This is a genomic window from Streptomyces sp. NPDC058985 (genome assembly GCF_042740985.1).
Classification (GTDB): Bacteria; Actinomycetota; Actinomycetes; order Streptomycetales; family Streptomycetaceae; genus Streptomyces.
On record NZ_JBHYJX010000010.1, the window covers coordinates 1 to 25,413 of the forward strand.

Here is a 25,413-nt window from a genome sequence, read left to right on the forward strand (position 1 = left end):
GAGCGGGATATGCCCCGGCAAGCCGGGGCATAGAGCGCGCAGCGCGCAAGCGCGCTGCGAATTCCCGCGCAAGCGCGGGAATTGAATTCCGCAAGCGGAATTCTAAAAGCGGGTCAATTCGCGCAAGCGCGAATTGCGAGCACCCGCGCAAGCGCGGGTGCCGAGGCTGGCAGCAAGGGGTGGGTGCATCACGCGCGGGTCTGTGTAGGGCTTGGGGTTCCCCGCTACCACTCCTGAACGGATGTGACGAACCGTCGGCCTGACGGGGTGCCAGCCTCGTTGTAGTGACGGGTTCCCGCTGCGCTCCACCCTGAACTACTCCCCCCACCGTCTACCTGTCCCGACATGTTCACCAATGGCCTGTCAGCATACAGGGACAACCGACCGTTCGTGGGTGGGATTGAGTCATGTGCCACTCTCGGGAACGAAGTTTGTGTGTGGGTGATGCATCACGAGTTGTGGCTGTGTAAAGTCTGGGATCAGATGCTACACCCCTACCGCGCGCGCACCTTGCGCCTGGATTCCATTTGTTATTACGCGCTGCATTCCGCGAAAAGGAGAACACGGGGCATGTCCGTGAAGCTGCGTGATCACCAGATCGAGGCCGTTGCCGCCATTGTGCGCGGTTTCGATGTCCCGCCAGGTGGTATTCCCTGGAATGGTCTTCGTGGGCAGGTGCACGCGGCGTGTGGGACGGGGAAGACCATCATGGCTGCCGCGTCGGCGAGGCGGCTTGTGCCCAGGGGGCGTGTGCTCGTGCTGGTGCCGACGCTGGATCTGCTGGCGCAGACGGTGAGGGCGTGGCACGAGGCCGGGCACAAGGGGCCGGCGGTGGCGGTGTGTTCGCTCCAGGATGACCCGGAGCTGTGGTCGTTGAAGGTGCGCGCCACGACGAACCCGATCCAGTTGGCGCTGTGGCACGGGCAGGGGCCGGTCACCATCTACGCGACGTACGCCAGCCTGGGTGTCCTGGCGGAGGCGTTCGAGGGTGTCTACGGCCAGAAGCTTGATCCAGTAGACCTCGCGGTGGTTGATGAGGCGCACCGGACAAGTGGCTCGATGGGTAAGGCGTGGGCGGACATCCATGACCAGAGCGTCATCCCGGCGTGCCGGCGGCTGTATCTGACGGCGACGCCGCGGATCTGGGAGGAGCGGCTCAACCGCGAGGTTGCCGAGGGGGTGCGGGACCAGCTACCGAGGGAGATGGCGGCGAGCATGGATGACGAGAAGGTGTTCGGGCCCGTCCTGTACAAGCTCTCGCTCGCCTCTGCCGTCTCCCGGGGCCTGTTGGCGCGGTACCAGATCATCGTCCTGGAGCTGAAGGACCCGGTCGTCACGCCCGAGCGGCTGATGGGCGAGGACCGGCACACCGAACAGGTCCGCGGACAGCGCCTCGGAGCCCTCCAGGCCGCGCTGCTGCACACCATGGCGCAGCACGGGCTCCAGACCTGCATCACCTTCCACCACCGGACCATCGAGGCACAGGCGTACGCGGAGGGCCTTCAGCACGTCGCGGCTAAGCTGCACGCCGACCAGCCGGAGACCTACCCGAAGCGGATTTGGGCGGACTGGCTGTGCGGCGAGCACGTCCCCGAACGCCGGCGGACGGTTCTTGGTTCGTTCGGGTCCACTGCGCGGCGGGCCGTGCTCTCGAATTGTCGTGTCCTGGGCGAGGGTGTCGATATTCGAAGCGTGGATTCAGCTGCCCTCCTGGACCCGAAGGGCGCGCCGCACGACATCGTCCAGGCCATCGGCCGGGCACTCCGCCAGAAGCCCGGAGAAGGCAAGCTCGCCTCTTTGATCGTGCCGGTATTTCTCCAGCCCGGAGAGCAGCCCGAGGACATGTTCACATCCGGGTCCTACCGGCCCCTGGTGAAAGTCCTGGAAGGGCTGCGGGCTCACGATGAAGAGGCCGTGGAATTGCTCGCGATTCCCCAAGAGCTACAGAAGGACGTGGTGCAGCCGTCCGTGAACATCGGTGGCGCGCCAGAAGAGGGTGAGGAAGAATCCCGGTTGCTGCTGCGTTTTGCCGCCCCTAGGGATCCGGTGATGGTCGCGGACTGGGTCTCCTTCAACGTGATCGACACCGAACGCCAGGACTGGGCCCGCGGCTGGGCGAAACTGAAGACGTACGTCGAGCGGGTCGGGAACGCCCGCGTGCCCTACGGACACTGCGAGGGCGCGACACCGCTTGGACAATGGGTCGCGGAACAACGACGTGCCTACGCAGCCGGACAGATGACCGGCCAACGCGCGAGGCGACTCGAACAACTCGGCATGGTCTGGTCCCTGGCAGATGAACGCTTCCAGGAAAACCTCGAAGCCGCCAAGGCGTACTACGACCAGCACTGGACCCTCTGCGCACCCCGCTCCGCCACCATGGTGGACAGGCCCGTGGGGCAGTGGCTGTCCAACCTCCGTCGCCCCGGCGCCCTCGACGGACACCCCGATTGGAAGACGGCACTGGAAGCCGTGGACGAGGACTGGAACCCGCCATGGCCGGCCGACTGGCAGCGCCACTACGCCGCCCTGCGCGAGCTCGTACGCGACGAAGACGGCCAGGCCGGAGGAACCGAGGTCCTGCCCGGCGTCACCGTCCACGGCATGGACATCGGCAAATGGCTGGCCAAGCAGCGGACACCGAAGGTCTGGCAGGCCCTTCACGACGGGCAGCGCGAGCGCCTGGAACAGCTCGGCATCGCCCCGGAGCCGGTGGCACCCGCGAAGCCCACCACCATGCCCCTGAGCGCCTTCGAGAAGGGCGTAGCGGCCCTCGCGCAGTACAAGACCCGCACGGGCTCCGTGACCGTCCCAAGAGGCCACACAGAGCGGCTGGAAGACGGCACAGAAGTCAAGCTCGGAGTCTGGATCATGAACCAGAAGACCCGCCGCACCAAACTCACCACCGACAAACTCGCCGCACTCGCCGACCTCGGGCTCAACTGGGCCAGGGAGTAGGGCATTCGAGGGGGGATCTACAGCATGAGGATCATGCTCGACAACAACATCTGGTCCTATTTGGGGGATGAGCGGGCCGGGAACCGGTTCAAGACAGTCGCTCATGCTCTCGGCCATCGTGTAGTAACCGCGCCGAGCGTCCTGCTGGAGGTGTTGCAGCACCCCCGCTCGGACATCCGGGCGGCCATCATCGAGGCCATCACGACCGCGACGGACGAACGGCTGCGCAGCGAGGCCGACCGGGAAAGCGCCGAGGTCATCTCCGAGGTGCGCCGTCTGCACCCGGAGTGGATACGGGCGGTGCCTGACACCGGGCGCGAGGCGACATGGCGTACGTACTGGACCAAGAGGTTTTGGCGGGAGGCGATGGAGCACCACGACCGATTGCGCAAGACGGAACCGGCACGGCAGACCGCGCGCAAGGTGCGGCTCATTGTGGACGTCCAGAAGGAGCAGCGGGAACGTGTCCGCGACACTGGCTTCAACCTCCGTGACCTCTCTCGGATCACCATGTCCCCGAGTGAGGAGACCACAGTGGAACAGCGCGCTGGGTGGGCAACTGGCGAGGAAATTGCGGCATGGCGGCCGTACAACCAGGAGGTGTACTGGAGTGCCTTCGCGACGGGCCGCCGCGCGATGATCACGCACGAGGACACCACCTACGCCGACTGGGTCGGCGCCCGGGTAGACCTCCGCGCCATGTGCGCCTCGCGGGAGGCGTTCAACCGGTTCTGGCTGTACGAGGTGGAAGCCGCTTATATGCCGCGCAACTGGCTCCGATGGGCGGCAGACACCGTCCAGGAGGATATGAAGGTCACCGACGGCAACCCCATTGACGCTCAACACGCCTCCTACCTGCCGGACTGCGACGTGTTCCTCACCGCCGACAAGAACTTCGTGCGGGTGCTGGACCGCATCGCGGAGCAGGCCCCGGCCCCCGTGGGACGGGCCTATCGAGTTGCTCCAGCGGCCCACGACGGCATCGTGGAGGCGATTGAGGCCACGCTGAGCACCCTCTGAGCCGCTCGGCCCTCAGCGGCCCGGACGGGTCAGCACTTCGCTCTGCGGCTGCGACGCTGGGCTTACGGGTTGAGGTTCTCGTCGCGGATCATGCGGCGCAGGCTGGTGCGGGCGGCGGCGAGGTCCTCTTCGAGTGAGGCGGTGTGGTGGCAGAGGGCGGCGTTTTCGTCGGTGGCGTGCTGGAGTTGGTCGGCGAGCTGGTGGTTGTGGCGGGTGAGTTCGTCGATGCGGTGGGCCAGGTCGGGGGCGTGGAGGGCGTCGAGCTGCTGTCCTAGCTGATGGCGCAGGGCGTCACGTAGGCGGTCGCGTTCCTGGCGGAGCTCTTTGATCTCTTGGCGGGCGAGGTGGAGTTCCGCGCGCAGTCCCGCGGGGGTGGGGAGGCTTCCTTGGGTGGGTGGGGGCGGTGATGTGCTGGCTTGGCGGTGGCGGGCGGCCTGGATGTGTTCGCGGATTCCGTCGGTGTAGGTGAGCCAGGTGGACACGCGAGCGGTGCGGGCGACGGCGGCGTGGGTGATCTTTGTGCCGTCGCGTTCGAGTACGGCGAGGGTGGTCAGGACGCGCTGGCGTTTGTCGAGGCTGTCGCGGCGGCGGGCTTGGGCGAGTACGGCGGGGTTGCCTTGTCGGTTCATGAAGGGCTCTGAGGTGGGTCGGTCGTGGTGAGCGGCAGGAGGGTGTGGTGGCTGGCTGCTCGTGCCCTGCGCAGGAGGGTGCTGGCGTGCTCGATCTCCTGACGTTCGTGTGCGGGCATGGCGGCGAGGCGGGTTTTCATCCTGGTGACGGCCTGTTCGAAGGCGGTGATCTGGTCGGACAGGGCGGTGATGACGAACGTGGCGGCGTCCATGGCCTGGGCGGTTTCGCGGTCGGCGCGCAGTTCGTTGATGTGCTGCTCGATGGCGGGGAGGTAGGAGGGGTCGGGGCGGTAGAAGCCGCAGCCGGCGCATTGGAAGCGGATCGGGCAGGAGGCTCCGCCGGCTTTGACGTTGCTGGGTTCGGTGCATCCGCCGTAGGGGACGGCGACCGAGCGCAGCTCGTAGCTGGCTGTGGTGCTGGGGGCGGGCTGGCCGAGGCGGTCGACGACGTGGGTGCTGAGGGTGGCGACGGCCGCGCGTTTGCGTGTGAGGGAGACCTGGTAGTAGCGCTGGGTCATGGCGATGGAGCGGTGGTCCATCAGTTCTCTCAGGACGTCCACGGGGGTTCCGGCGTTGGCGTGGCGTTGGGCGTAGGAGTGGCGGAAGGCGTAGGGGTAGATCAGGGTCCGGTCGAAGGGCAGGGGGTTGCCGGAGGCGTCGACTCCTTCGGCGTGCAGAGCGGGCAGGGAGTCGACCCAGGCGCGCAGGGTTTCGCTGATGTAGTTGGCGTTGAGGTGGCCGGCGCTGCTGTGGGAGCTGAGGGCGGGGAAGAGGTAGGCGTCGTTGGTGGCGGGCAGTGGGAGGTGGGGGCGGCGGGCTTGCCAGGTGCGGATGGCCTGGGCGGTCGATTCGGTGATGGGCAGGCGCCGGCGGTGGCGGTGTCGTTTGTGGTTGTTCCAGATCAGTGAGGTCTGGCCGTGGGTGGTCTCCAGGCAGTGGTGGGGCAGCGCGGCGATCTCCAGGGGGCGACGGCCGGTATCGCGGAGCAGGATGTACACGGTCTGGTAGAGCAGTTGCCGGTCGGCGGGTGGGAGGTCGCGGCGGCCTTGGACTTCTCCAAGGCCGAGGGTGTCCAGGTGGGTGTCGAGCTGGCGGATGACCGTTTCGGGAACAGCCTTGCCGATGCCGTCTTCGTCGGTTTCCTCGATGCGGATGCGGTGCTCGACCGGGTGGCGGGTGAAGGCTCCGGCGAGGGTGTTCAGCTGTCCGGAGCGGCGGCCGTAGTCGATCAGCTGGAAGAAGCAGCCGACGAGCGTGCGGCGCTGTGAGGAGCGGTAGAGGGTCCCGTCGCGCCGCAGGGCGACGCGGAAGGCGTCGACGATCGCGGAGGCGTCGGTGAAGTGCAGCGCCGCTGGGTCCAGGCCCTGTCCTGGTCGCTGGGCCAGGGTCCGGGAGGCGATGGTGACGGCCCGCAGAGTGTTGGAGAAGACCTCGGTGCGTGGCGTGCTGGTGGTGGCCCAGTGGCGTATCAGGTCGCGTAGCCAGGGCTGGTGGATGGGGCGCAGGTCTGCGGTGCCGGGCATGCGGCGGGGCGCGCCCCCCGCGGTGGTGCGCAGGCCGATGGTCCGCAGGTCCAGGACGTCCGGTTCGGCGAGGGGCTGGCAGGAGAATTCCTCAAACCCGCTGCGGACAGCGGTGCGCAGCCGCTGCAGTGTTCTGACGGCGCCGGCGTGTGCGCTGGCCAGGCGGTCCGGCCCGGTGTCTTCCGCAAGGAGGGTGGCGGCGCCGGACAGATCGCGTACGAGGTTGCGGATGCGGTGCGGCTCCAGGGCGCGGATCCACAGGTCGGTCTGCTGCAGTCCATAGAGCATCTCGTGGCGCAACAGCTCGGGCAGAGGGAGAAGGCTGAACTGGTGCGTGGCCAGGTAGGGGGACTGCTGCACGGCCCACTGCTCGGCGTCGAGGGGGTTTCGGCGATTGTCCTTACTCCATTGCCGGGCGTGGTAATTGCACAGGCCACGGGAGTTGTAGGACGGGCTGGGGCAGGCGGAAACCTGACAGGGGAGGTCGTCGGTGAAGGGCTGGGAGCGGTCGCGCAGCCAGGCTTCCTCTGTGCCTTTGGTCGCGTGGTACTTCCATGCGCCATAGTGCGTGACGCACATGCCCTTGCAGTGACGGGGGCGGACGCATTGCACACCGTCGCGGGTGATGGAGCACCGGACGGTGACCATGCCGGGAAAGCTGCGCTGGCGGACCGGACGGTAGGCGGCGGCGAAGGCGTCGGGATCCTGGTGTGAGGCTCTCAGCTGTTCGGCGCAGGGAGAGCAGAAGGTTTTCTTGGTGTTGACGATGGTGTCGCAGGCCCGCGTCCGGCAGGTGGAGGAGGAGGTGCGGGGGTTGGTCAGGTCACCGGTGAACAGCCAGCGCAGGCCATCCCACTCCCCCGGCCGCCAGCTGCCGTCGAAGCGGTCGTGGAGCCAGACGAGCCAGGCCCGGCTGTCCCAGTCACTCCGTCCCGGTACGGCGGCGTCGGGTGCGGGCAGGCGCAGGATGCGGCTCATTGGTGCTCCCGCAGGGCCTGGACTCGCTCGACGGCCTGGCGTGTCTCGGCATCGGTGACGTGCCGGTAGCGCTCCATCGACAACGGGGAGAGGTGCCCGAGCAGACGCTGCACGACGTCCCGGTCCACACCATCGCGCAGCCAGGCCGTAGCCGCGGAGTGGCGCAGCATGTGCGGGCGGAAAGCATGGTCGGTGGCCCGGGCCAGGCGGTCGAAGAGGTCCTTGGCATTGGGGTACGACATCGGCCGGCCCACCGGCGGGCGAAACAGATTGACGAAGACCATCTCAGCGTCGGCCGCCGGGCCCGCAATGTCGCGTTCGTGCTGGTAGTCGGTGTAGAGGGCGACCAGGTCGGCGGTGACCGGGACGATACGCGAACGCCGGGACTTGGCCAGCGCGCCGTTGGGGTTATCCGTGCGGCGGCGGACGTGGAGATGGGGCCCCGCGGTGCCGCAGCCCAGCACCCGGGAGGAGGCCAGCAGATGCAGATCCTCGCGGCGCAGCCCCAAAGCCTCCCCGATCCGCAGACCGGTACAGGCCAGCAGCGCGATCAGGAACCGGTCCCTCGCCCGCCCCGCCAGAGCGATCATCGCAGCGATCTGCCCGGAGCTGAGGTCCTGGTAGCCCGGATCGGTGAACGCGAACCGGAACGCGGCCGCCTCCACAGTCCGCGACCGGCCCATCTCGCCCGGGTCGAAGCCCGGCGGCAGATGGAACAGTTGCTTCGGCTCCGACAACACCGCCACCGTCTCGGCCGTGACCCAGCCATGCACAGCACCGAACCTGAGGAAGCCGCTCACCACGGTCATCACCGCGTTCGCCGTCCCCGGCGAACGGAACCGCGGCTCCAGCGACGGCCGCCGGCCCCGCACCGGAAGAGGCTCGGTGATCAGCCACCGCTGCAGACCCGACAAGTCCATGAAGGACGGCGCAGCCCAGTCGATGTGCCGGTCCTGGCAGTAGGACAGATACAGCGCCACCCGGCCCGCATACGCGCGCTCGGTGTTCGCCGAACAGCCCCGGGACCGCAACGACGCCAGATAGGCGCAGGCCTGCGGGTGCAGAGCGTAGGTGCCGGCATCGACCACCACCCACCGCTCGCCACCGGTAGCCGGAGAGACCGACCGCTCCGCAAGGAAGTGAGACACGTGCCGAACGTAACTACCAGCCCGAACACTGGCGTTGGCCTTCCCCGAACACCCCTCCCCTGCAGGTCGGAGCGCGTACCCTACGTCCCCCACAGCCTGGGCGACCCTAGATAAACAGAGACCCTGCAGCCAGCTCCTTCGCGCCGGTCAGATACGCATCGGCCCGGCCAGCGCATCTCGGCCTGCGCCAGGAGCCACCGGCGGCCACGCTCTTGGCTGCTGCTCAGCGCCCGGCAGTACGTGGTGTCGCGTCATAATGCTGGCGGCATAGGGGGCATATGGATCCGTCGTTTTCCAAGCAGTTCGACGTACAGGCAGCCCTGGAGGGCGGGAAGCGTCCTGTCCAGTTCGGGACGAACGTGCTGGCTGGTCTTATCGAGGGGATTGACGAGTTCCGGCGTGATCTCGAGCAGCAGCGGCGGTCGCGAAGTCTGGGGCCGGCGATGCTCGGCAGGGTAGAGGGACGGACGCGCCATGACTCGATCCTCTCAGGGATCGAGCCTCCATCAGACCCGGAGCGGTTCAGCGTCCCGGTGGGGAATCGTGACCACGGGGGTGGGCAATTGCCTGACGTTGATCATGCAAATCATGGGGAACTGCCTGACCGCCGACAGTCCCAGGTCGTCAGCGTTTGATCCGGCCGCGTGCCGCCAGCGCGGCAAGTCCGAGAAGGACTGGTTCGCTGAAGCGGCTGAACATCTCGATCCACGTGCCGGCGGTGGTGAGCTCCTGGTCGCTGGAGCGGAAGACGACGGAGTTCAGCACGACGCGCCCGGCCTTCTTCGCCCGGTCAGCGGTCCAGCGCTGGCTGAGCGGTCCGGAGAGGGTGGGGTCGCTCTTGTCGATCACCAGATGGATCCGACTGCCGGGGGCGGGCATGGTGCCGCTCGCGGTCTGTTGCGGCTTCGGGTTGGGCAGGCCCCACAGCATCATCAGCAGCACGGTCAGGGCCATCGCAACCCCCAGCGCGACCATGGCGCGGGAGGCGCGCAGGCCGTAGCCGGAGACGAGCCAGTAGGCGTTCAGCAGGATGCGTTCGCCGAAGGGAGTGTCATGGTCCAGGCGGCGCATCTCCATCTCGCCGTAGTAGAAGTCCGCGGCACCGGGCTCGTTTTTGCCGTCCTCCAGGGCCTTGCGCAGCTGCCGGTAGGTGGCGGCCAACTCCTTGGGCCCTGGGGTCGTGACCGGGTCGGGGTGGTCGGGGCCGGGCTGCCAGCCTCGGGTGTGGGCGGGGCGGCGGCCGGGGAGGGGCAGGGCGCGCCAGTGGTGTTCCTCAGCGATGGTCCGGCGACGGGTCCAGGGAGCTGGCGGTTCGTCGAACGGAATGTGACCTTCGAAGCGCAGCTGGTCGAGGTGATGGGCGCCGGTGAACAGGCAGGCGGACAGGTCTACTCTGGACACCGCCAGGAAGGCGACGTCCACGCCCGCCAGCATGGCAACCGACGGCTGAGGATCTCGTCCGGTCAGCGGGTCTTCGGGGACCAGGGTGTCGTTGAAGGGGAACGGCCGTGGGTGGAAGTTGATGGCGACGGGCTGGGAGAGCACGGCGTCCAGCAGGTTGATGTCGGCGTAGCGGACGTCGAGGGTGAGCGCCGTGTTGATCTGCGCCGCCTCCAGGAGAACTTGCGCTGCGGCGATCCGTATACGGATCGGGCAGGTCAGGACGGCCCGGCTCAGGTCCAGTATCCCGCCGCAAACGATGGGGCCCACCAGGGGCCCGGTGAACGTCGTGTCGGGCAGGTGGGCGCTGTCTTTGAAGCGGGCTCCGGCGAAGACGGCGTCACGGCCGAACGTCGCCTCGGTGAACCATGCTGTCTCTTCGACCTGTACCGAGACGAAGACGATCCCGTCAGTGAACGTCACTCCGTTGAAGACCGCTCCGCCGAACATCTGGGCACGGGAGAACAAGGCCCCGCTGGCGAACCTGGCGTGCTCGAAGTCAGCATCCCCGGCGAAGAGGGTGTCCTGGAACCAGGCGGAGCTCAGGAAGTCCGCGTGCTCGAAAGCGCCGTCCTGTTCGAAAACGGCTTCCTCGAAGACAGCCTCACCGTTGAAGGTGACCTCGTAGAACAGGGCGTCGTCCGAGAACTGGACACACCAGAAGAATGCCTCGCCGTTGAATGTGACGCCCGTGAAGTCGGCCCGGTCCAGGAAGCGGGCGCGGCCGAAGTCTGCCTCGCCGAAGGTGTTGCCGACCGTCGCTTTGAGCTCTTCCAGCAGTTCGCGGGTGAAGGGCACGCCGCGGCAGTCCACGGCGGAGCCGGGCGATAACGCCGCGAGCGCCTGGCGCCGCTCCTCCGGCTCCAGGTGGGCCAGGCACCGGTCGTACGACTCCCACGGCACACCGAAGCAGGCGCCGCGCTCGCCCGGGAAACCGCAGGCAGGCCACCGAAGCCGGGGGTCATCACTTTGGAAGGCCAGGATGGGGCGGCCCGCATGGATCAGGTTCACCGGGTCTGCAGGGCGCCGCTGTCGATGAGTCCCTGGATGTAGGACGGCCAGTCGCGGGTGAGGCTCTGGGTGATGCCGTCGTGGACGTCCTGGCGCAGCTGCGGAGTGATGTGTTCGACGTCGCCGTTCGGGTAGTGCAGGCGCAGCCCTTCGCGGCTGGCGTCACACAGGGTGGCGTGGGCCTTCTGGGTGAGCGTGAGGTAGAGCTGCGGGACCTGCGCGTTCAGGAGTTCATCGATGATGGCCTCGTAGTCGATGCCGAGATCAGGCCAGGTCTTGCCCTGCTTGTCGAGCCACAGGGTGACGTCGGAGAGGAACACGGCCTTGCCCGGACCGTCGCCCGGGTCTCGGGCCAGGCCGGTGGCGAGGTCGAGCGCGATGCCGGCGCCCTTGCTGACGAGAGAGCGGGGGATCATCGTCGGCGCGATGGCGACTGCGCACTCTCCCCAGCCGTCGCGGGTCTCGGTCGGCCAGGGCAGCCCCAGCACGAGCCATCCCACTGGTGATAGCAGCGCGTTGCCCACCGTGCTTATCCCCTTTGGTTGTAGATCACTGACCTCTGATCTTTTCGCCTGGGGTTCGCGGTGAACAAGGCGTTCATCGGCCACCCGTCGGTTCCGTCTGCCGTCCGCGAGGCCCGTCGACGGTGGAGGCTGTGACGACACCGTCCGACCGATCTGCCGGACCCGAGCGAGTGCCAGTCCAGGATCGTGCTGCCCGCCGATCCAGTACTGCGCAGTCTCACCCGTCGTCCTGGGCCAAGTTCGTCAGGTGACATTTTCGCCGCCCGGCGCGGGTTCTTCTGTCACGCCCCAGGGCGGCCGCCGTCGTGTGAGTTGTCGAACGAGTCGTGGGAACACCACATGCTCAAGCTGGAGATGGGCAGCCGCGATCCAGGCGGACGAGTGGTACGCCTCGTAGGAGGTGCCGACTGAAGCGGGAACTCAGGAATCTGGCGACGTCGATTCCTGAGTTGGGCTGTGTCAGTCGGCCCGGCCTTCGGCACGCAGGCAGCGCATGTCCTTCTCAGAAGGAAACATCGAAATAGTCGATGTCGGTGAAGGCGACCTCGAGGCCCGCGGCACGGCGTCCGCCGTCCCTGAAGTAGACCTCCTGCAGCCCTTCGGCGACGATGTCACGCATCTGCTGGTCGCTGGCGCCCTGTTGCTGGGCGTCGAACAGACGGCGGGCGTAGGCCGGGGGGAGGTGGACGGTCAGCCGCCGTACCCGGCCGTCGTCGGTGGTGCCGATCGGCGCGGTATAGCCGAAGCGGGCCCGGGTCTCGACGGTGATCCCGGTGCTGATAGTGGCCTGCTTCCTGCGGTGTCCCCGGATGCGGGGCTGCCAGCGGGCCCGTACGGCCGCGTCGATCCGGTCGGCGATGTCCTTGGGCGGGTGTTTGCGCTCGCCGGTGCGGTAGCGCTCCACGGACCGCTGGCTGACCCCGATCTCCTCCGCGACAGCCTTGGTGGTCTTCAACTTCCCCACCAGAAAGTTGATGCGGGCTCTGAGGCCCTTGGGAGGCTGACGGGTGAACGCCTCCTGGTCGGCCCGCTCGATAGCGTCCTCGATCTCCCCCACTGGTCAGCTCCCGTCCGTGAACGGGCCGTGGCCGTACCGCTGGGGGATCAGGCGGGCGCCTGCAGCCGGGGCGAGGCCCACGACCAGGCGCTCGCTCACGCCGGAGGCCGTGGCGGCGTCGGTTGAGAGGCAGCCTAGGCTGCGTAGCTCGCCAACCGCTTTATGGACGGCGTCGCGGCCCTCGGTGACCAGGCGCTCGTCGCGCGTGAGGGAGACCAGTTCGCTGACCGTGGGCTCCTGGCCGGGGGTGTAGCCGGTGGCGAGTTCGGCCGGGGTGCCGCGGGCGCGCCAGGTCAAGCGCATGTCCCGCATCGTCCGCGAGGGCAGCGCCGGGTTATGGGTGGGCGGGGCTGTGGGAACGGGCCACTGTGGGGGCAGGCCGTCGGGGGTGTTCATCAGGTACGACTCCGATTTGTGTCCGTGCCTGCCTCAAGCTGGGACGGCATCATGCCAGTGTCGGTGGTCACGGCCTTACTCGCCTTCGTCGAAGACGGCGTCGCCGCCCTTGATGTGCCGGGCCGGGTTGAGGCCCTGCTCCATCAGATCGACCGCCCACAGCATCGACTGGACGCCCTCGAGCTTCGCCAGGCCCGGGGTGGGACCGAGCCGGAAGCCGCCAGGCTGCGGCTTCCCGGAGGCCGCGTACGGCAGGAAGTCGAGAGGGCTGTCGCCGGGGCTCGGGTAGACGACGCAGTCGGACAGCACGGCGAGCGGGTACAGGCCCGTCATCTTCGCCATGTTGCCTAGCTTGCGGTGCATGTTGATCCGGGCCTTGCTGATGACGGCGGCGCGGATGTCGGGGCGCCAGGTCGGCCGTTCCAGGGCCGGCCAGCGCTCGCCGTCCTTGTAGTGCTTGCCCTGCGGGCGTTCGCGGAGCTTACCGACGCCGCCCTTCACGGTCGCCTTGATCGCGGCCAGGACGGCGGCCAGGGCCGGGTCTGCCTGCTTGTGCTGCTCCATCGCGGCAAGGAACTGACGGTCGTCCAGGTCCCGGGTGACGCCGAGGTCGGCGAGGGTGTCGACGTACGCGTTCTTGAGCCGATCGTGCCACGGGTCCAGGTACGCGCCGGTCTCGCGGCGCAGGTACGCCTCGATCGGGTGCACGTCATGGCCGAGCTCCTGGGCGTAGGCGACCGTGTGTGTCTGATACCAGGCCGGGCCCGTCGGGCGGGTGCCGTCCGGTGTGAACGGCGAGGGCAGGCGCGGGTCCAGCTCAATGTGGGAGAGGTCGACCAGCCAGGAGCCGGGGATCTTCGGGTTGAACGTCGGGGCGTGAAAGTGGTCCGGTCCGGACAGGCCGACGACCAGGCGGGCCGCAGCAGCGAGGAAGGCGGTGTTGAGGTCCAGGCCGACCGCGAAGGGCAGCATGCACTCCTCATCGGTGAGCAGGTCCACCGACCGCACCCACTGGTACGCCTCTTCGTTGAGGAAGCCGCCGGTCCAGCCGCTGTTCACGACGACCGGGTGTTCCGGGGTGGCCTCGGGCGGTGCCGGGTCAATCGGCTCCGTGCCGAGGCTGCCCGGGTTGTAGGCGGACACCCAGTTCCCGGTCGTTTCGTCCCGCACGGCGCGCGTGGGCGGGCGCAGCGCCGTCATCAGCTCCAGGCCGGAGACGGCGGTGGAGCCGCGCGGGGTGATGACCCGCTGGGCGTAGACGCCAAGGACGCGGGCGATGTCGGCCGGCTCCATCTCGGCCACGCCGGGCCAGGACCGCTCATCGAGGGCGTCCCAGGACAGGATCGCCAGTTGCACGCACTGCCGCTCGCGCCCCTGGGCCTTACGGTAGATCCGAGCCCACGGCCCGAACCCGCGCTGCGTGAGCTGCCACTTCGCCTTCGCCACTTGCTTGACGACCGGGTGGTCCTCCGGCAGGCGCAGGGAACGGCGCTGCTCGTGACCCTCCAGGCGCTCCGGCAGACCCAGCTTTACAGCGGCCACGGCGGTAAGCACGATTAGCGGGTCGGAGTCCTTGCCGTAGCGGTTCAGCTTCGGTGCACCGAGCCCGGACTCGTGCAGCGTCCACTCCACCAGCTCCACCACCGTGGTCGCCGGGCAGTCCAGCACGATGCCGCCCGTGCCGTACGCGGAGCCGTCGCTGTCCAGCACAGCGAGTGGACCGTGCGGGAACCGCGGATCGGTCGCAGGCTTCACGGCCTTCTTCGCCGCCGGGCGCCTGGACGACGTCGCGGCCGGACGGGCGGGACGCTCCGGCGCGGCCTGGACGGCCGGGGCCTCCACAGGCGCGGCAGTCTCCGGCTCGAGGGCGGCACCTGTGAAGGTCTCCCGCACCTTCGGCTGCGGCGCGCCGGCCGGAACCGAGGCGGCGGGGGCGCCGTGTGCGGGGTACTTCGCCGCCCAGCCCTGCAGCAGCCGCTGGTACGCCGACAGGCGGGGCTCCCGCGGCTCGGACCGCCCGTTCTCCCAGTTCTTCACCGTCTGCGGCGTCGTCTTCATCGCTGTTGCCAGACGGGCCTGGGTGATACCAGCGGCCTCACGCAGCCGGGCCCGCTCTGCCGGGGGCGGAAGCTGAGGCTCCTCCTCCAGCAGAGCGTCAACCGATGCGAACAGCTCTTCCTCGGTCGCCATACGGCTCCACCTCCGCCCCGAACGCTAGCAGACTTACCCCAGTATTTAACCTCTTTTTTTACCCATCTGGCCTGCTGGGATGAAACCGAGCGGGAGAGGAATGTTCACGACTGACCTGTTGCAGCGGAGGCTGAGTGATTCTCACCGAAGGCTGGTCAGAGTTCAGTCCTCCGGCTGCACGACCCGCTCAAGTACTGGAGGCCAGCCCGGGTGAAGAAGGTAGTCGCCCACTCCGGCGACCGCCCACGCTTGCCCGTCTCGCCGGAGGATGACGTTCGCCGTCCTGGCAGAAGCACCTGGTGCCAATGAGTAGTTGCCGCTGCCGTCCACGTCGAGGTCGGGTAGGTGGAAGAGGCGCATCAACTCCATGTCTGGACCGACGGGCCTGGGGCGCGACGCGATCCCCAGCTGGTCGGTGCTCAGGTTGTCGTAGCTGTTCCTGATCTCCCTTAGAGACACTCGAGAGAGATGTCGGAAGAGCGGGTGCTCCGGGCTGTCGACCGCCAAGGCCCGAACCAGTGAGTCGCGGTCCAGGCCAGATGCCTGCGGATCTTTTAGGGCCGTCGGATTCCTGGACAGCCATGCCTGCGCCATGGCCAGCCTGAAGTCCGGCGTCATCCTCGGCCACACCGGCTCGACATCATCGCGACCGACTGCCTGTATCCACTCCAAAGCAAACATGCCTGGGTCTTCTGTCATCCCCAACCCCTCTTCGACCATTTGGTTGTCGCCGATTCATTCGGCGCCAGCTTTTAGCATGTCAGCCCATGCACCGCTGCCAGAGCTGCCGGCGACAGTCCAGCGACCACACCGACCACGCACTCAGCCTTCGCTGACACAACGACGCTCACTGTGTCCAGCGGGAGTGGGTGAAGCCCGGTTCCGGGAACGGCGATGGATAGCGTGCCCTGTAGTGGTTATCGCGCCTGGGAGTGCAGTCCGCTGGTGAGGTCGTCCTGGACCATGTCGTCTCGCTCAGCTGGCGTGAGCCACCGGGCGGACGAGCCGACGGCGGTCCGCTCCACCCACAGCACATCATCGACGGCCTCGGCGACGGCGTGCAGGTGGCTGATCACCATTACAAGGCGGTCGCCGCCGGCCTGGTCGCGCAGTACCTCCAGTGCCAGGTCCAAGGCGGTGGTGTCGAGGGCGGCAAAGCCCTCGTCGAGGAAGAGGGAGCCGAGAGCCGGCCCACTGCGGGAATGCAGTTCGGCAAGTGCCAGGGCCAGGGCGAGGGACGCCATGAACTTCTCCCCTCCTGACAAGCGATTCGGGTGGTGGGCGACCCCGGAGCTTCGGCTGATGATGTCGAAGTCGTCTGCGAAACCGAATCGGCCGTCGGACATCTGCCCGAGCAGGTCGCTGGCGACGCCGAGCAGTGCGCGGGTTCGTAGTGTGGTGAGGTGGCCCAGAAACTTGGCGTCGACCAGTTCGCGGCGTAGTACTTCGAGGGCTTCATAGCGGGCTTCGCCTGCGGTGATGGCGAAGTCCAGGTCAGCGGCCGGCTTGATCAGGTCCTGTGCTTCTCGCTGTCTGCAGCGCTGGTCTTGGGCTTCCTTGGTTGCCTGCGCGGCTGCGGCAACGAGGGGGTGAAGTGATGTGGGTGTCGTCAGGTCGGCTGAGGCGTCGAAGTCGTCGATGTCGGCGAGCACGGCTGCATGCTCGCCGAGGCGGCTTTCGGCGGCGGATGCGCGTTCTGTTGCCGTGGTGGCTCGCTCAATGAGCTTGTCGCCGAGTACTGAGGTCATCGCCGACAGGGCGGCGGCGTAGTGGCGGACCTCGGGGATCGTCGGTTGGGTGGGAGATTCTGGCAGCGCTGGCCGGTCGGCCTCCTCGAGTCGGGTGCGAGCTTGGTCTGCGGCCTGGGCCCACGCGTCGAGGTTGTCACGCAATTTGCCGAGGGGACGTTCCAGGCGGGCGTGGGTGTCGTGGTCGAGCATGCGCTGATCGGCGAGCACCGCGGTCTTCTGCGCTCGGGCTGCTTCCCTCTGGTCGAGCAGCTCTTGGAGCTCGGCCTGCCGGGCGTTGACGGCTGTGGTGGCGGCGTCCGTCTGTCCGACGACAATGTCGATCGGATTGTGCGACAGCATCGCCTGGATCCGCGGGGGAAGGATGCCGATGTCGGTGGAGGTCCTTGTCAGGGCCCGGGCATGCCGCTCTTGAGCTGCGGATGCATTTCTTTTGCCGCGATCATGTGCTTTCTTGCGTTCTGTCAGCGTTTTGCGGTCCGCTTCGATTCCAGCGGTGCGGCGGTGCTCCTCGGCCTGCAGCTTTTCGGCGTGTGCGGCGGCCGCGTGTTCGCATGCGGCGATGGCGTGGGTGATCACTGCGGTGTCCTGCTCGGGGTGGTGCTGGTGCGGTGATGCGGTGGTGCTGGCGGCGGGGGCGGCCAGGGCAGTGGTAGCGGCGGTCAGCCTTGCTGAGGCTGACCGGGCGTCGAAGTCCGTGCCTGCCTCGGTGGCCAGGGCCTCCAGGCTTCGGAAGGCTCGTTCCGCTGCCTGGGTCATCTCCTGCGCCGTCTGCTGTGCGCTCTGGTGCTCGTGGTTACGTTCGAGCACCGCGTTATCGGCTGCGGTCACGGTGGCGCGGGCTTCGGCGCGCAGGTCGACGGCCCTGTCGTGTGCGCTCTTGGCCTGCTCTCGTTGTGTGTTCGCCTCGGCCAGCTCATCCGCGTCGGTCGGTGCGGGGTGGAAGTCGACGGGTAGGTGCCGGCGGCATACAGGGCAGTCGTCGCCGGGGTGAAGTTCGGCGGCGATCGCGGCTGCCTTTTTCCGCAACCGCAGCGTCTCCAGGTGGGTCTCGGCCGCGATGAGATCTTTGTGGGCCGCGGATGCATCGGCCTCCACCGGGCCGAGATCTTTGTGGGCGGATTCCTGCCGGCCCAGTGCGGTGGCGTGGGCGCGCGTGGTGTCAGCGACGCGCCGGGCCGCCGAGAGGGCCGCGTCCAACGCGGTGCGGACAGCTGTGCTGTGCGTACGGATCTGCCCGCTGGTCTCGGCGGCGGCACGGGCTTCCTCTGCCGCCGCTTCGATGTGTGCGACCCGTTCGGCAAGTTCTGCTTCCGCCGTGGCGATGGCATCGCGTTCGTCGTCGAGTTGTGTGGTGAGGGAGACCAGTCGGTCGCGTTCGCCTCGGTGTTCCTCGGCGGTTTCTGCCAGGGTCTTCAGGAGCAGTGCGGACTGGGCGAGGGCGTCCCGGCCTTCTCCTTGTCTCTCGGCCTCGGTGATCGCTCCGGTCATTTCCTCTTCCCTGGCCTCAGCCTGCTCGGCACGCCGGTCGAGGAGTTCGCGCCGGGTGGTGAGGTCGGTGGCAGCGCACTCGAGCGTGTCGAGGACGGTGCCGACGTCGGCCACCTGCCGCGCTGCCAGGCTCTGACAAGCGCTGGTGGCGGCCGCCGCGGTGTCCCGGGCTTGCGAGATCTCTTCCTGCAGTGCCGTGATGCGGACGACGGCGGTGTTCAGGCGTTCGGCCTGGGCTGTGGCCGCATCGGCGGCGGCTCCGGCGGCGGCGGCCGTCTCCCGCGGATTGTCCGGCATAGGGGCCCGTTTGGCTTTCGCATCACTCAGGAGTTGCTGGAGCGTGCGGCCGTGGCAGGCGGCCAGGTTCCGCACTGCTTCCAGTGATTCGGCCCCGAACAGTTCGCGGAGCCGTTCGCTGCGCTCTTTGGGAGCGGCAGTGAGGAGCTGGTCGAACTTGCCCTGTGGGAGCAGCCCGACCCGCAGGAAGGTCTCGTAACCAATCTGCAGCACCGTCTTGATGCGGCTGTCGACAGCTGTGGCGCCGTCGGTCTCCTCACCGGTGTCCAGGTTTTTCAGGTGGTGCCGGCCCGCGTTCGGGTTGGTGGCGTGCATGGTGCGGTGGACACGCCAGTTCTGCCCGTCGTGTACGAAGGTGAGTTCGACGCTCATGGCCTGTGCGCCGTCAGCGATGAGCTGGCGGGGTTCCTTGGCGTCCCAGGAGCTTTTGCGGAACAGGGCGAAGGCGATGGCGTCGAGCAGGCTGCTCTTCCCGGCGCCGGTGTCGCCGAGGACCGCGACCAGGCTCTTGCCGGTGAAGTCGACGGTGGCCTGGGCGGGGTAGCTGCGGAATCCGGTGAGGGTGAGTGTCATCGGTTTCATCGCGTGGTCTCCGCGTCGGTGGTGTCGATGGCGGTCAGGATGCTGGAGCGGTCAAGGTTGTCGAGGGGTTGGCCGGAGAGGGCCGCGGTCAGCAGCGTCTCCTCGCAGCACGGTGCGGGGTCCTCGGGGTCGGGTTCGGCACGCAGGTGGGCAAAGGCGGCCATGGCGCGGTCCAGGGCCGGGCCGCCGGTGCCGCGGTCGGCGAGGTAGTCGTGCAGCAGGTCGTCGATGTCGGGCAGCTCGGTGGTGGAGGTCTGCCGGTCCAGCACGCGGTGGGCCGCGCCGGTACGGCGCTCGTCGATGTCGACGAGCGTCGCCTGGGGCAGCATCTTGGCGAGGGTGGTCGGCAAGGACGGGTCGAAGGTGTCGACGTTCACCACTGCCTTCACCCAGGCGTCGCCCACGCGGGCGGCGCGGTGGGCGATCTGTTCCAGGGTTCCTTCAAGGCGCACCAGACGGCGGCCTGCGGTGAGCGGTTCGAGTTCGATGCGGGGATTGGTGTCCGGCCCGATCTCGGCGAGTACGACGCTCTTGGTGTCGCCGGTCTCGCCGAAGTCCATCTGCAGCGGGCTGCCAGCGTAGTAGGCGGGGAATCCGGCACGGCCGACGGGCTGGGGTTTGTGGATGTGGCCGAGGGCGCCGTAGGCGACCTCGGGCAGGTCCGCGGCTGGGGCGGCGTACTCGGTGCTCAGGGAGATCCGCCGCTCCGAGTAGGACGGAAGGGCTCCTTCGATGAACAGGTGGGCGGCGTAGACGAGGACGTCCCGGGGGCCGCGGTCGGCGGTCAGGCGGCGGTAGACCTCGGCTTGGACGGTGCGCATCCGTTCGGCGTAGGTCGCGGTGGTCAGGGCGGGGTCGGCGAAGTCGTAGGTGAAGCGGTTGGGGTGCAGATAGGGCAGTGCACCGATGCGCAGGGTGAGCTCCCCGTTCCTGGTCGGGTATTCGGCCAGGAGCAGTCTGTCGGGGCGGGCGTCGGTGGCGAAGCGGACCCGGGTCTGGTCTCCTTCGCGGGCGCCCATGTCGTTGAGGACGTACTCCAGGAACGTCAGGACGTGCGTGGTGTCGTGGTTGCCTGCGACGACGACCACGGGCGCGATCGTGCCGAGGCGGCGCAGTGCCTGTGCCGCGCGGCGCATGTCGTCCAGGCTCGGGCGGGGGCTGTCGAAGAGGTCGCCGCTGTGGACGATCAGGTCGGGGGCATAGTCCTCGGCGATGGCGATGATTTCGGCCAGGACGGCGTCGACTTCGCTGTCACGTCGGTGGCGGCCGATCTGGCGGCCCAGGTGCCAGTCGGAGGTGTGGAATACGCGTCCCGTCACGGGTGCCTCCAGAGAAACGGCCTGCGGGCAGCGCGGGTTGCGCCGCTGCGGCCGGAGGTTCGATTGACGCGACTGTACCTCGAATCACAGGAAGAGTCTGGAAAACTCTGGAACTCTGGTAGCGTCTGGCGCATGAGTGATCCGCTGGACGCCCTGGAGAAGAGCATCGGCACCCTGCGCCGCGCAATCCGCGACGCCACCGCTGCCGGTGACACCGAACGCGCCGGCGAGCTGCGGATGCAGCTGCGCCGCGCCGAGCGGGCCTGGGACGCCCTCCTCGACACCGATGGACCGGCAGCCGCCCCGCCTCCCTCCGCACCGCAGGCAGCTCCCGCCGCCCGGGGATCGCAGCTCCCGGCACGTGAACACGTCCACCGTGCCCTCATGCTTCTCCGGGCCCCGGCCGCGCCCAAGCTGATCGTGGGGGTCCACGAGGCGTTCTTCCCGGGCGAGCTGTCCGCGTCCAAGCTGTCCAGCCTGCGCCGGGACGAGGAGCGTTCCTACCGCTCCAGTCCGGGAGCCCGGCCCTACTACCTGTGCCCCGCACTGGCACACGATCTACTGACACCCGTGCGGGCACTGATCAGCATCAGCACCTGGACTCTGGAGCAACGCATCATCGGCCCGCTGTCACCGCGCGTGGACTTCCTCACCAGCGCGATCGGCATCGCCGAAGCGGTACAGACCTCCTCCGAGTCCACGGCAGACGGTCCTACTCCCCAAGCCCAGCGGCTGCTGTGGCGCTTCGCCGCCAACATCCCCGACGCCATGCCGAAGACCGCCTCCGGTCACGAGGGTGCTCTGGATACGCAGCGGGTGATCGGTGCGGCCGTGGCCGAGCTGGAAGTGCATACGGACGCCGACCGTGCCACTCGAGTGGCGGCCGCGCGGCGGGCACGCAAATCCCTCGGAGACGACGAGCAGTTGTTCGGCGCGCCCCTGCGGGGTGTGACGCACCTTCGGTCGGCCCGCGCCTGATTCTCCTCTTCCCTGCATCCTTTTCTTCCCCGCAAGGATCTACGAGACCGTGAAAGAACCAGTCGACGACCGACTCACCGCACTGCGCGGCTCCGCGAAGCGCCTGGACTACAACGCCCGGTCGCTGGCGGCCCTGGAGAACAACCCGCGCTGCACGCTGCGCGCCCTGCTGGACGCCTCCGGATCCGACAAGGCCGCGATCGCCACACACGTCGGCCATCCTCCGTCCTTCGGCCAGTCCTCCTTCGCTCTCGCCCGCGGCAACGCCTTCGAGGCGATGGTGAAGGAGCACGGCTGCGCGGAGCTCCTGCGCGTCCTGCGCGAAACCTTGGGGCTGACACTGCCGGAGGTGGGCTACGAGGACCTGAACGACGTCGGTGGCGACGGCCGGTCCAAGCAGCGCCACGAACGCACCGAGGAGGTCCTGCTGCGGGCAGCCCGCGGCGAGAGCGAGGGCACCTTGTTCGACCACCCGATGCTGCGCCTGCAGATCGGTGGGCACACCGCGTTCCTGGAGCCGGACCTGGTGGCCTTCCGTATCGACGGACGCTTCCACGTCGTGGAGATCAAGAGCTTCCCGATCATCGACGAGCAGGCGGACTCCGCACAGGTCCGGGCAGCGACCACACAGGCGTGTGCATACATCATCGCGCTGCGTGACCTGCTCGGGCGGGCCGGTATCGGCGCGGAGACCGTCTCCGACACGATCGTGCTGGTCGCGCCGAAGGACTTCACCAACCGCCCGACCGGAGCATTTGTCGACGCACGCAAGCAGGTGGCGGCCCTGAGCCGGCAGCTGTCCCGGATCGAGCGCATCGGGGACCTGGTGGACCTGCTGCCCGAGGACCTCACGTTCGACCTGGCACCGGATGCGGACGACCGCCCCCGGCGCCCGGCCGGGGAGCTGACCGAGGCGCTGGACCAGGTCCTCGTGACCTACCGCCCGGACTGCCTCAACCACTGCGAGATGGCCTTCTACTGCCGCTCCCGCGCCCGCGCGGAGGCCTCACTGGATGTCCTCGGGCCGGTCGTGCGCGAGCAGTTCGGCGGCATCGACACCACAACCATGGTCATGGGGCTCGCCCGCGGGGAGCTGACGCCGAGCGAGGATCAGGTGGAGATGGCCGCGGCCCTGCGGCACGCCGCCCAGCTGCGCGCAGAACTGGAAGACCTCGGGGGTGCGGCATGAGCACGCTGTCGGCACTGGCGCATGTGCAGGCGATGGAGTCGATGCAGGCGGTGCCCCTGACCGAGTTCCGGCACCGACACCTGTCCGCCCGGCCGCTGGTGATCGTCCCGCTGGCCATGGCCGGAGAGGCCGGTGCTCCCCTGGCCGCGATGGCCGGCTCCGCCAAGAGGAACGGGACCCTGCTCGTCGTCGCCCAGCCCCGCAACCGGGACCAACGGTTCGAGTTCGCCGCGGGCCTCGGCCGGATCGTGATGGACTACATCGGCTCCTTCCGCCAGGACCGCCGCGGTGAAGGCGAGCGCTCCCGGTACACCGACGCGCCGCAGATCCTGGTGCCCAACCCCGGCGGAATCAAGGCCCTGGCCGACCTGGGCCGCATGTGCCGCTTCCGTGAAACGTCCGGCCCCTACGCAGTCCCGGACGTCGTACCGGAGCTCGGCATGTGGCTGACCTTCCTGATCGACAGGGCCGAGCAGGCCGGCACCTCCACGCTGCTGCCCGTCACCGGCTTGCTCTCCGAGCACTGGGCGACCGGCCAGAGCACGCTGGAGAACCAGAACCTCGCCTCCCTCATGGCCTGGATCGCTCCCCCGCCGGGCTTGAGTGTCGAGCAAGCCATGGCCGAGGCGGAGAACCCGGACGTGTGCCCGCCGGCGGGCCCGGCAACCTCCCCCGAGTTCGACAACCGCGACCTGGCCCCGGCGATCAGGAGGTTCGACACGGCGCGCGCACTCGGCGACCCGCGCATGCTGGCCGCCGCCGAGGCCGAGTTGCGGGAGCTGATCGCGGGCCAGATCCAGCCCACCTGGCGCATGGTGTGGGACGCCATATCGCTGCTGCGCTCCGTGCCCGAGGCTCCGCGGACCGCCAAGCGCTTCGAGGGCGACTGCAGGGCCTTCACGGACTACTCCGACTACCGTGACGCCGACGGCCTCCCTCAGCGCAGACGGGACAACGCGATCGGTGCGGCCCGGCGGCTGGGCTGGCTGGAGCGCGCGCTGGCCGATTTCGAGTCCGACATGGCCTTCGACGATCGCTTCGTACTGGCCGACCGGCGCAGTGCCGGGGAGGCGTTCGCTGGGACGGTCGTGGAAGCCGACCCCGGCCGGACGATCACCACGGACAAGAACAGGCGGGTGCCGCGACCGCGCATCACCGTCCGCACCGAAGACCCCGTGCGGTTGGCCGCCGACACGAAGCTGATCAGCCCGTCTCTGCCGGCCGGCCACAAAGCCGTAATCGTCTCCGTCGCCCCCGACGGCGACTTCACACGGGTCATGGTGGAGGTCACCGGCGGAATGGGACGCGGCCGCACCCCGAAGCAGGGCAGCGTGCCGGAACCGGGCCAGCGACTCGCCTACCTGCCCGATCCCGGATGGCGCCCGGCACCGCAGTTCCCGGCCTCCGATGCCACCCCATGGACGCACAGTGCCGCCGACGGGGCCGACGCCGACCCCGCCGTACCCCAGGACGCCGCCGCAGAGGAGTGGGGCAATGACGACTGATGCCAGCACGACACCCGACCCGCCCGCGCCCGATCCGGCAACGGCTGCCGCCGCTGCCACCCAGGCGGTCCTCGCGGACATGGCCGATGGGCGCCACAGGGCCGTGGTCGTCGACTCCCCACCCGGCGCCGGCAAAAGCACCCTGGTGGCCCGCGCCGCCCAGGAGCTCACCGACGGCGGCGAACGCCCGATCATCGTCGCCCAGACCAACAACCAGGTCGACGACCTGGTCCTTCGCCTGGCCAGGGAACACCCCGGCAGCTCCGTCGGGCGACTGAGCGCCACCGGCTACACCCCTCCCCCGGCCCTGGGAGCCCTGACGAACGCCACCGTCGGCCGCACCCTGGCCGACCTGTCCGGCTGCCGGATCATCGTCGCCACCGCCGCCAAGTGGGCCACCGTCCGCGACACCACATTCGGCTGGGCGATCCTGGACGAGGCCTACCAGATGCGTTCGGACATGCTGCTCCAGATTGTCGAACGCTTCGAGAAGGGCCTGTTCGTCGGCGACCCCGGCCAGCTGGACCCGTTCACGATTGTCGGCACCGAGCGCTGGATCGGACTGCCGCACGACCCCACCCAGAACGGCGTCAGCGTGATGCTGGAGCACAACCGGAACATTCCCGTGCACCGGCTGCCGGTCTCCTGGCGCCTGCCACCCTCGGCCGCCCCCACCATCGCCCAGGCCTTCTACCCGTTCACCCGCTTCACCGCCGGAACCGAAAAGGACACCCGCTCCCTCGAGTTCCGCACCGCCGGACTCGCCCGAACCGACCTGGACGAGACCCTCGTGCAGGCGTTCACCACCGGCTGGGCCCTGCACGAACTGCCCCGCCGCCATGTCCCGCGCACCGACACCCAGACCCTCCAGACCGCCGCCGACCTCGCCGGCCGACTGCTGGAGCGCGGAGCGGTCGCCACCTGCGAGCGCCACCACAACGGCCGCGCCCTGGGCCCGGACGACATCGCCATCGGCGTCGCCCACCGCGACCAGGCCGACCTGGTCCGGGCCGCACTCGCCCGCACAGGCAACCCCAACGCGCCGGGGGTGGCCGTGGACACCGCGAACCGGCTGCAAGGCCGCGAGTTCGAAGTCGTCATCGTCGTGCACCCGTTGTCCGGCCGCCGCGACGCCACCGCATTCCACCTCGAGGCCGGACGGCTGTGCGTGCTGGCCTCCCGCCACCGGCAGGCGTGCATCGTCGTCGCCCGTGAGGGCATCGCCGACCTCCTGGACAGCCATCCCTCGACCGACCCGGTGCACCTGTCCGTGCGCGCCAAATTCCCGGACGGCTGGGAAGCCAACCAGATCATGCTGGACAAGCTCGCCCAGCACCGCGTCGCCGCCTGATCCACACGACGCTTCCTTGTTTTGCCTTTCCGCTTTTGTCAGTGCTCGTCCATAGAGATTCCGCGTCCGCCTCCTTCAG

The 25,413-nt window shown here is 68.6% G+C and carries 18 protein-coding genes; 6 read left to right on the forward strand and 12 right to left on the reverse strand.

Features of this window, described 5'->3' with window-relative positions; all coding sequences use genetic code 11:
- The first annotated feature begins 570 nt into the window (after window positions 1-570).
- Together ACFW01_RS11765 and ACFW01_RS11770 are read left to right on the forward strand one after the other, a co-directional pair.
- Complete coding sequence (locus ACFW01_RS11765; protein ID WP_384503176.1) at window positions 571-2,958, forward strand: Helicase associated domain protein; 2,388 nt, start codon at window positions 571-573, stop codon at window positions 2,956-2,958.
- A gap of 33 nt (window positions 2,959-2,991) precedes the next feature.
- Window positions 2,992-3,978, forward strand: a complete 987-nt coding sequence (locus tag ACFW01_RS11770; protein WP_384503178.1) for a hypothetical protein — start codon at window positions 2,992-2,994, stop codon at window positions 3,976-3,978.
- Window positions 3,979-4,040: 62 nt separating this feature from the next.
- Here ACFW01_RS11770 and ACFW01_RS11775 read toward each other — a convergent pair whose 3' ends face one another.
- The 12 genes from ACFW01_RS11775 to ACFW01_RS11830 all read right to left on the reverse strand — a co-directional run bounded on the left by ACFW01_RS11775 (window position 4,041) and on the right by ACFW01_RS11830 (window position 20,311).
- A complete protein-coding gene (locus ACFW01_RS11775) occupies window positions 4,041-4,607 on the reverse strand; it encodes a hypothetical protein (protein ID WP_384503180.1) in 567 nt (188 codons plus the stop codon).
- Window positions 4,604-7,108, reverse strand: a complete 2,505-nt coding sequence (locus ACFW01_RS11780) for a tyrosine-type recombinase/integrase (RefSeq protein ID WP_384503182.1) — start codon at window positions 7,106-7,108, stop codon at window positions 4,604-4,606. Before ACFW01_RS11780 ends, ACFW01_RS11775 begins: the two co-directional genes overlap by 4 nt.
- The gene (locus ACFW01_RS11785) at window positions 7,105-8,256 is read right to left on the reverse strand and encodes a tyrosine-type recombinase/integrase (protein WP_384503184.1); all 1,152 of its coding nucleotides are present in this window, start codon (window positions 8,254-8,256) and stop codon (window positions 7,105-7,107) included. Before ACFW01_RS11785 ends, ACFW01_RS11780 begins: the two co-directional genes overlap by 4 nt.
- Before the next feature lie 251 nt (window positions 8,257-8,507).
- Window positions 8,508-8,732 carry a hypothetical protein gene (locus ACFW01_RS11790; RefSeq protein ID WP_384503186.1) on the reverse strand — a complete coding sequence of 75 codons (225 nt, stop codon included), beginning with the start codon at window positions 8,730-8,732 and terminating at the stop codon, window positions 8,508-8,510.
- A gap of 148 nt (window positions 8,733-8,880) precedes the next feature.
- Entirely contained in the window at window positions 8,881-10,599 is a 1,719-nt protein-coding gene (locus ACFW01_RS11795) for a pentapeptide repeat-containing protein (RefSeq protein ID WP_384503188.1), read from the reverse strand.
- Window positions 10,600-10,703: 104 nt separating this feature from the next.
- Window positions 10,704-11,195: a hypothetical protein gene (locus tag ACFW01_RS11800; protein ID WP_384503190.1), complete on the reverse strand. Its 492-nt coding sequence runs from the start codon at window positions 11,193-11,195 to the stop codon at window positions 10,704-10,706.
- A 538-nt stretch (window positions 11,196-11,733) separates the two neighbouring features.
- Window positions 11,734-12,288, reverse strand: a complete 555-nt coding sequence (gene tpg, locus ACFW01_RS11805; RefSeq protein WP_384503192.1) for a telomere-protecting terminal protein Tpg — start codon at window positions 12,286-12,288, stop codon at window positions 11,734-11,736.
- A gap of 3 nt (window positions 12,289-12,291) precedes the next feature.
- Window positions 12,292-12,591, reverse strand: coding sequence for a hypothetical protein (locus ACFW01_RS11810; RefSeq protein ID WP_384503194.1), 300 nt, complete (start codon window positions 12,589-12,591; stop codon window positions 12,292-12,294).
- A 168-nt stretch (window positions 12,592-12,759) separates the two neighbouring features.
- Window positions 12,760-14,874: a telomere-associated protein Tap gene (gene tap, locus ACFW01_RS11815; RefSeq protein ID WP_384503196.1), complete on the reverse strand. Its 2,115-nt coding sequence runs from the start codon at window positions 14,872-14,874 to the stop codon at window positions 12,760-12,762.
- A gap of 162 nt (window positions 14,875-15,036) precedes the next feature.
- On the reverse strand, window positions 15,037-15,555 hold the full coding sequence (locus tag ACFW01_RS11820; protein ID WP_384503198.1) for a hypothetical protein: 519 nt from the start codon (window positions 15,553-15,555) through the stop codon (window positions 15,037-15,039).
- A gap of 236 nt (window positions 15,556-15,791) precedes the next feature.
- Entirely contained in the window at window positions 15,792-18,983 is a 3,192-nt protein-coding gene (locus ACFW01_RS11825; RefSeq protein WP_384503200.1) for an AAA family ATPase, read from the reverse strand.
- A gap of 5 nt (window positions 18,984-18,988) precedes the next feature.
- The gene (locus ACFW01_RS11830; protein ID WP_384503202.1) at window positions 18,989-20,311 is read right to left on the reverse strand and encodes an exonuclease SbcCD subunit D; all 1,323 of its coding nucleotides are present in this window, start codon (window positions 20,309-20,311) and stop codon (window positions 18,989-18,991) included.
- A 132-nt stretch (window positions 20,312-20,443) separates the two neighbouring features.
- On the opposite strand from ACFW01_RS11830, the gene ACFW01_RS11835 reads away from it, so the two are divergent.
- Genes ACFW01_RS11835 through ACFW01_RS11850 form a run of 4 tightly spaced genes read left to right on the forward strand, consistent with a single transcriptional unit; the run spans window position 20,444 to window position 25,334 of the window.
- The gene (locus ACFW01_RS11835; protein ID WP_384503204.1) at window positions 20,444-21,289 is read left to right on the forward strand and encodes a hypothetical protein; all 846 of its coding nucleotides are present in this window, start codon (window positions 20,444-20,446) and stop codon (window positions 21,287-21,289) included.
- Window positions 21,290-21,338: 49 nt separating this feature from the next.
- Window positions 21,339-22,478 carry a hypothetical protein gene (locus ACFW01_RS11840; protein ID WP_384503206.1) on the forward strand — a complete coding sequence of 380 codons (1,140 nt, stop codon included), beginning with the start codon at window positions 21,339-21,341 and terminating at the stop codon, window positions 22,476-22,478.
- Window positions 22,475-23,983 carry a hypothetical protein gene (locus ACFW01_RS11845; RefSeq protein ID WP_384503208.1) on the forward strand — a complete coding sequence of 503 codons (1,509 nt, stop codon included), beginning with the start codon at window positions 22,475-22,477 and terminating at the stop codon, window positions 23,981-23,983. The genes ACFW01_RS11840 and ACFW01_RS11845 overlap by 4 nt, the downstream gene beginning before the upstream one ends.
- Window positions 23,973-25,334, forward strand: a complete 1,362-nt coding sequence (locus ACFW01_RS11850) for an AAA domain-containing protein (protein ID WP_384503210.1) — start codon at window positions 23,973-23,975, stop codon at window positions 25,332-25,334. Before ACFW01_RS11845 ends, ACFW01_RS11850 begins: the two co-directional genes overlap by 11 nt.
- Window positions 25,335-25,413 lie beyond the last annotated feature (79 nt).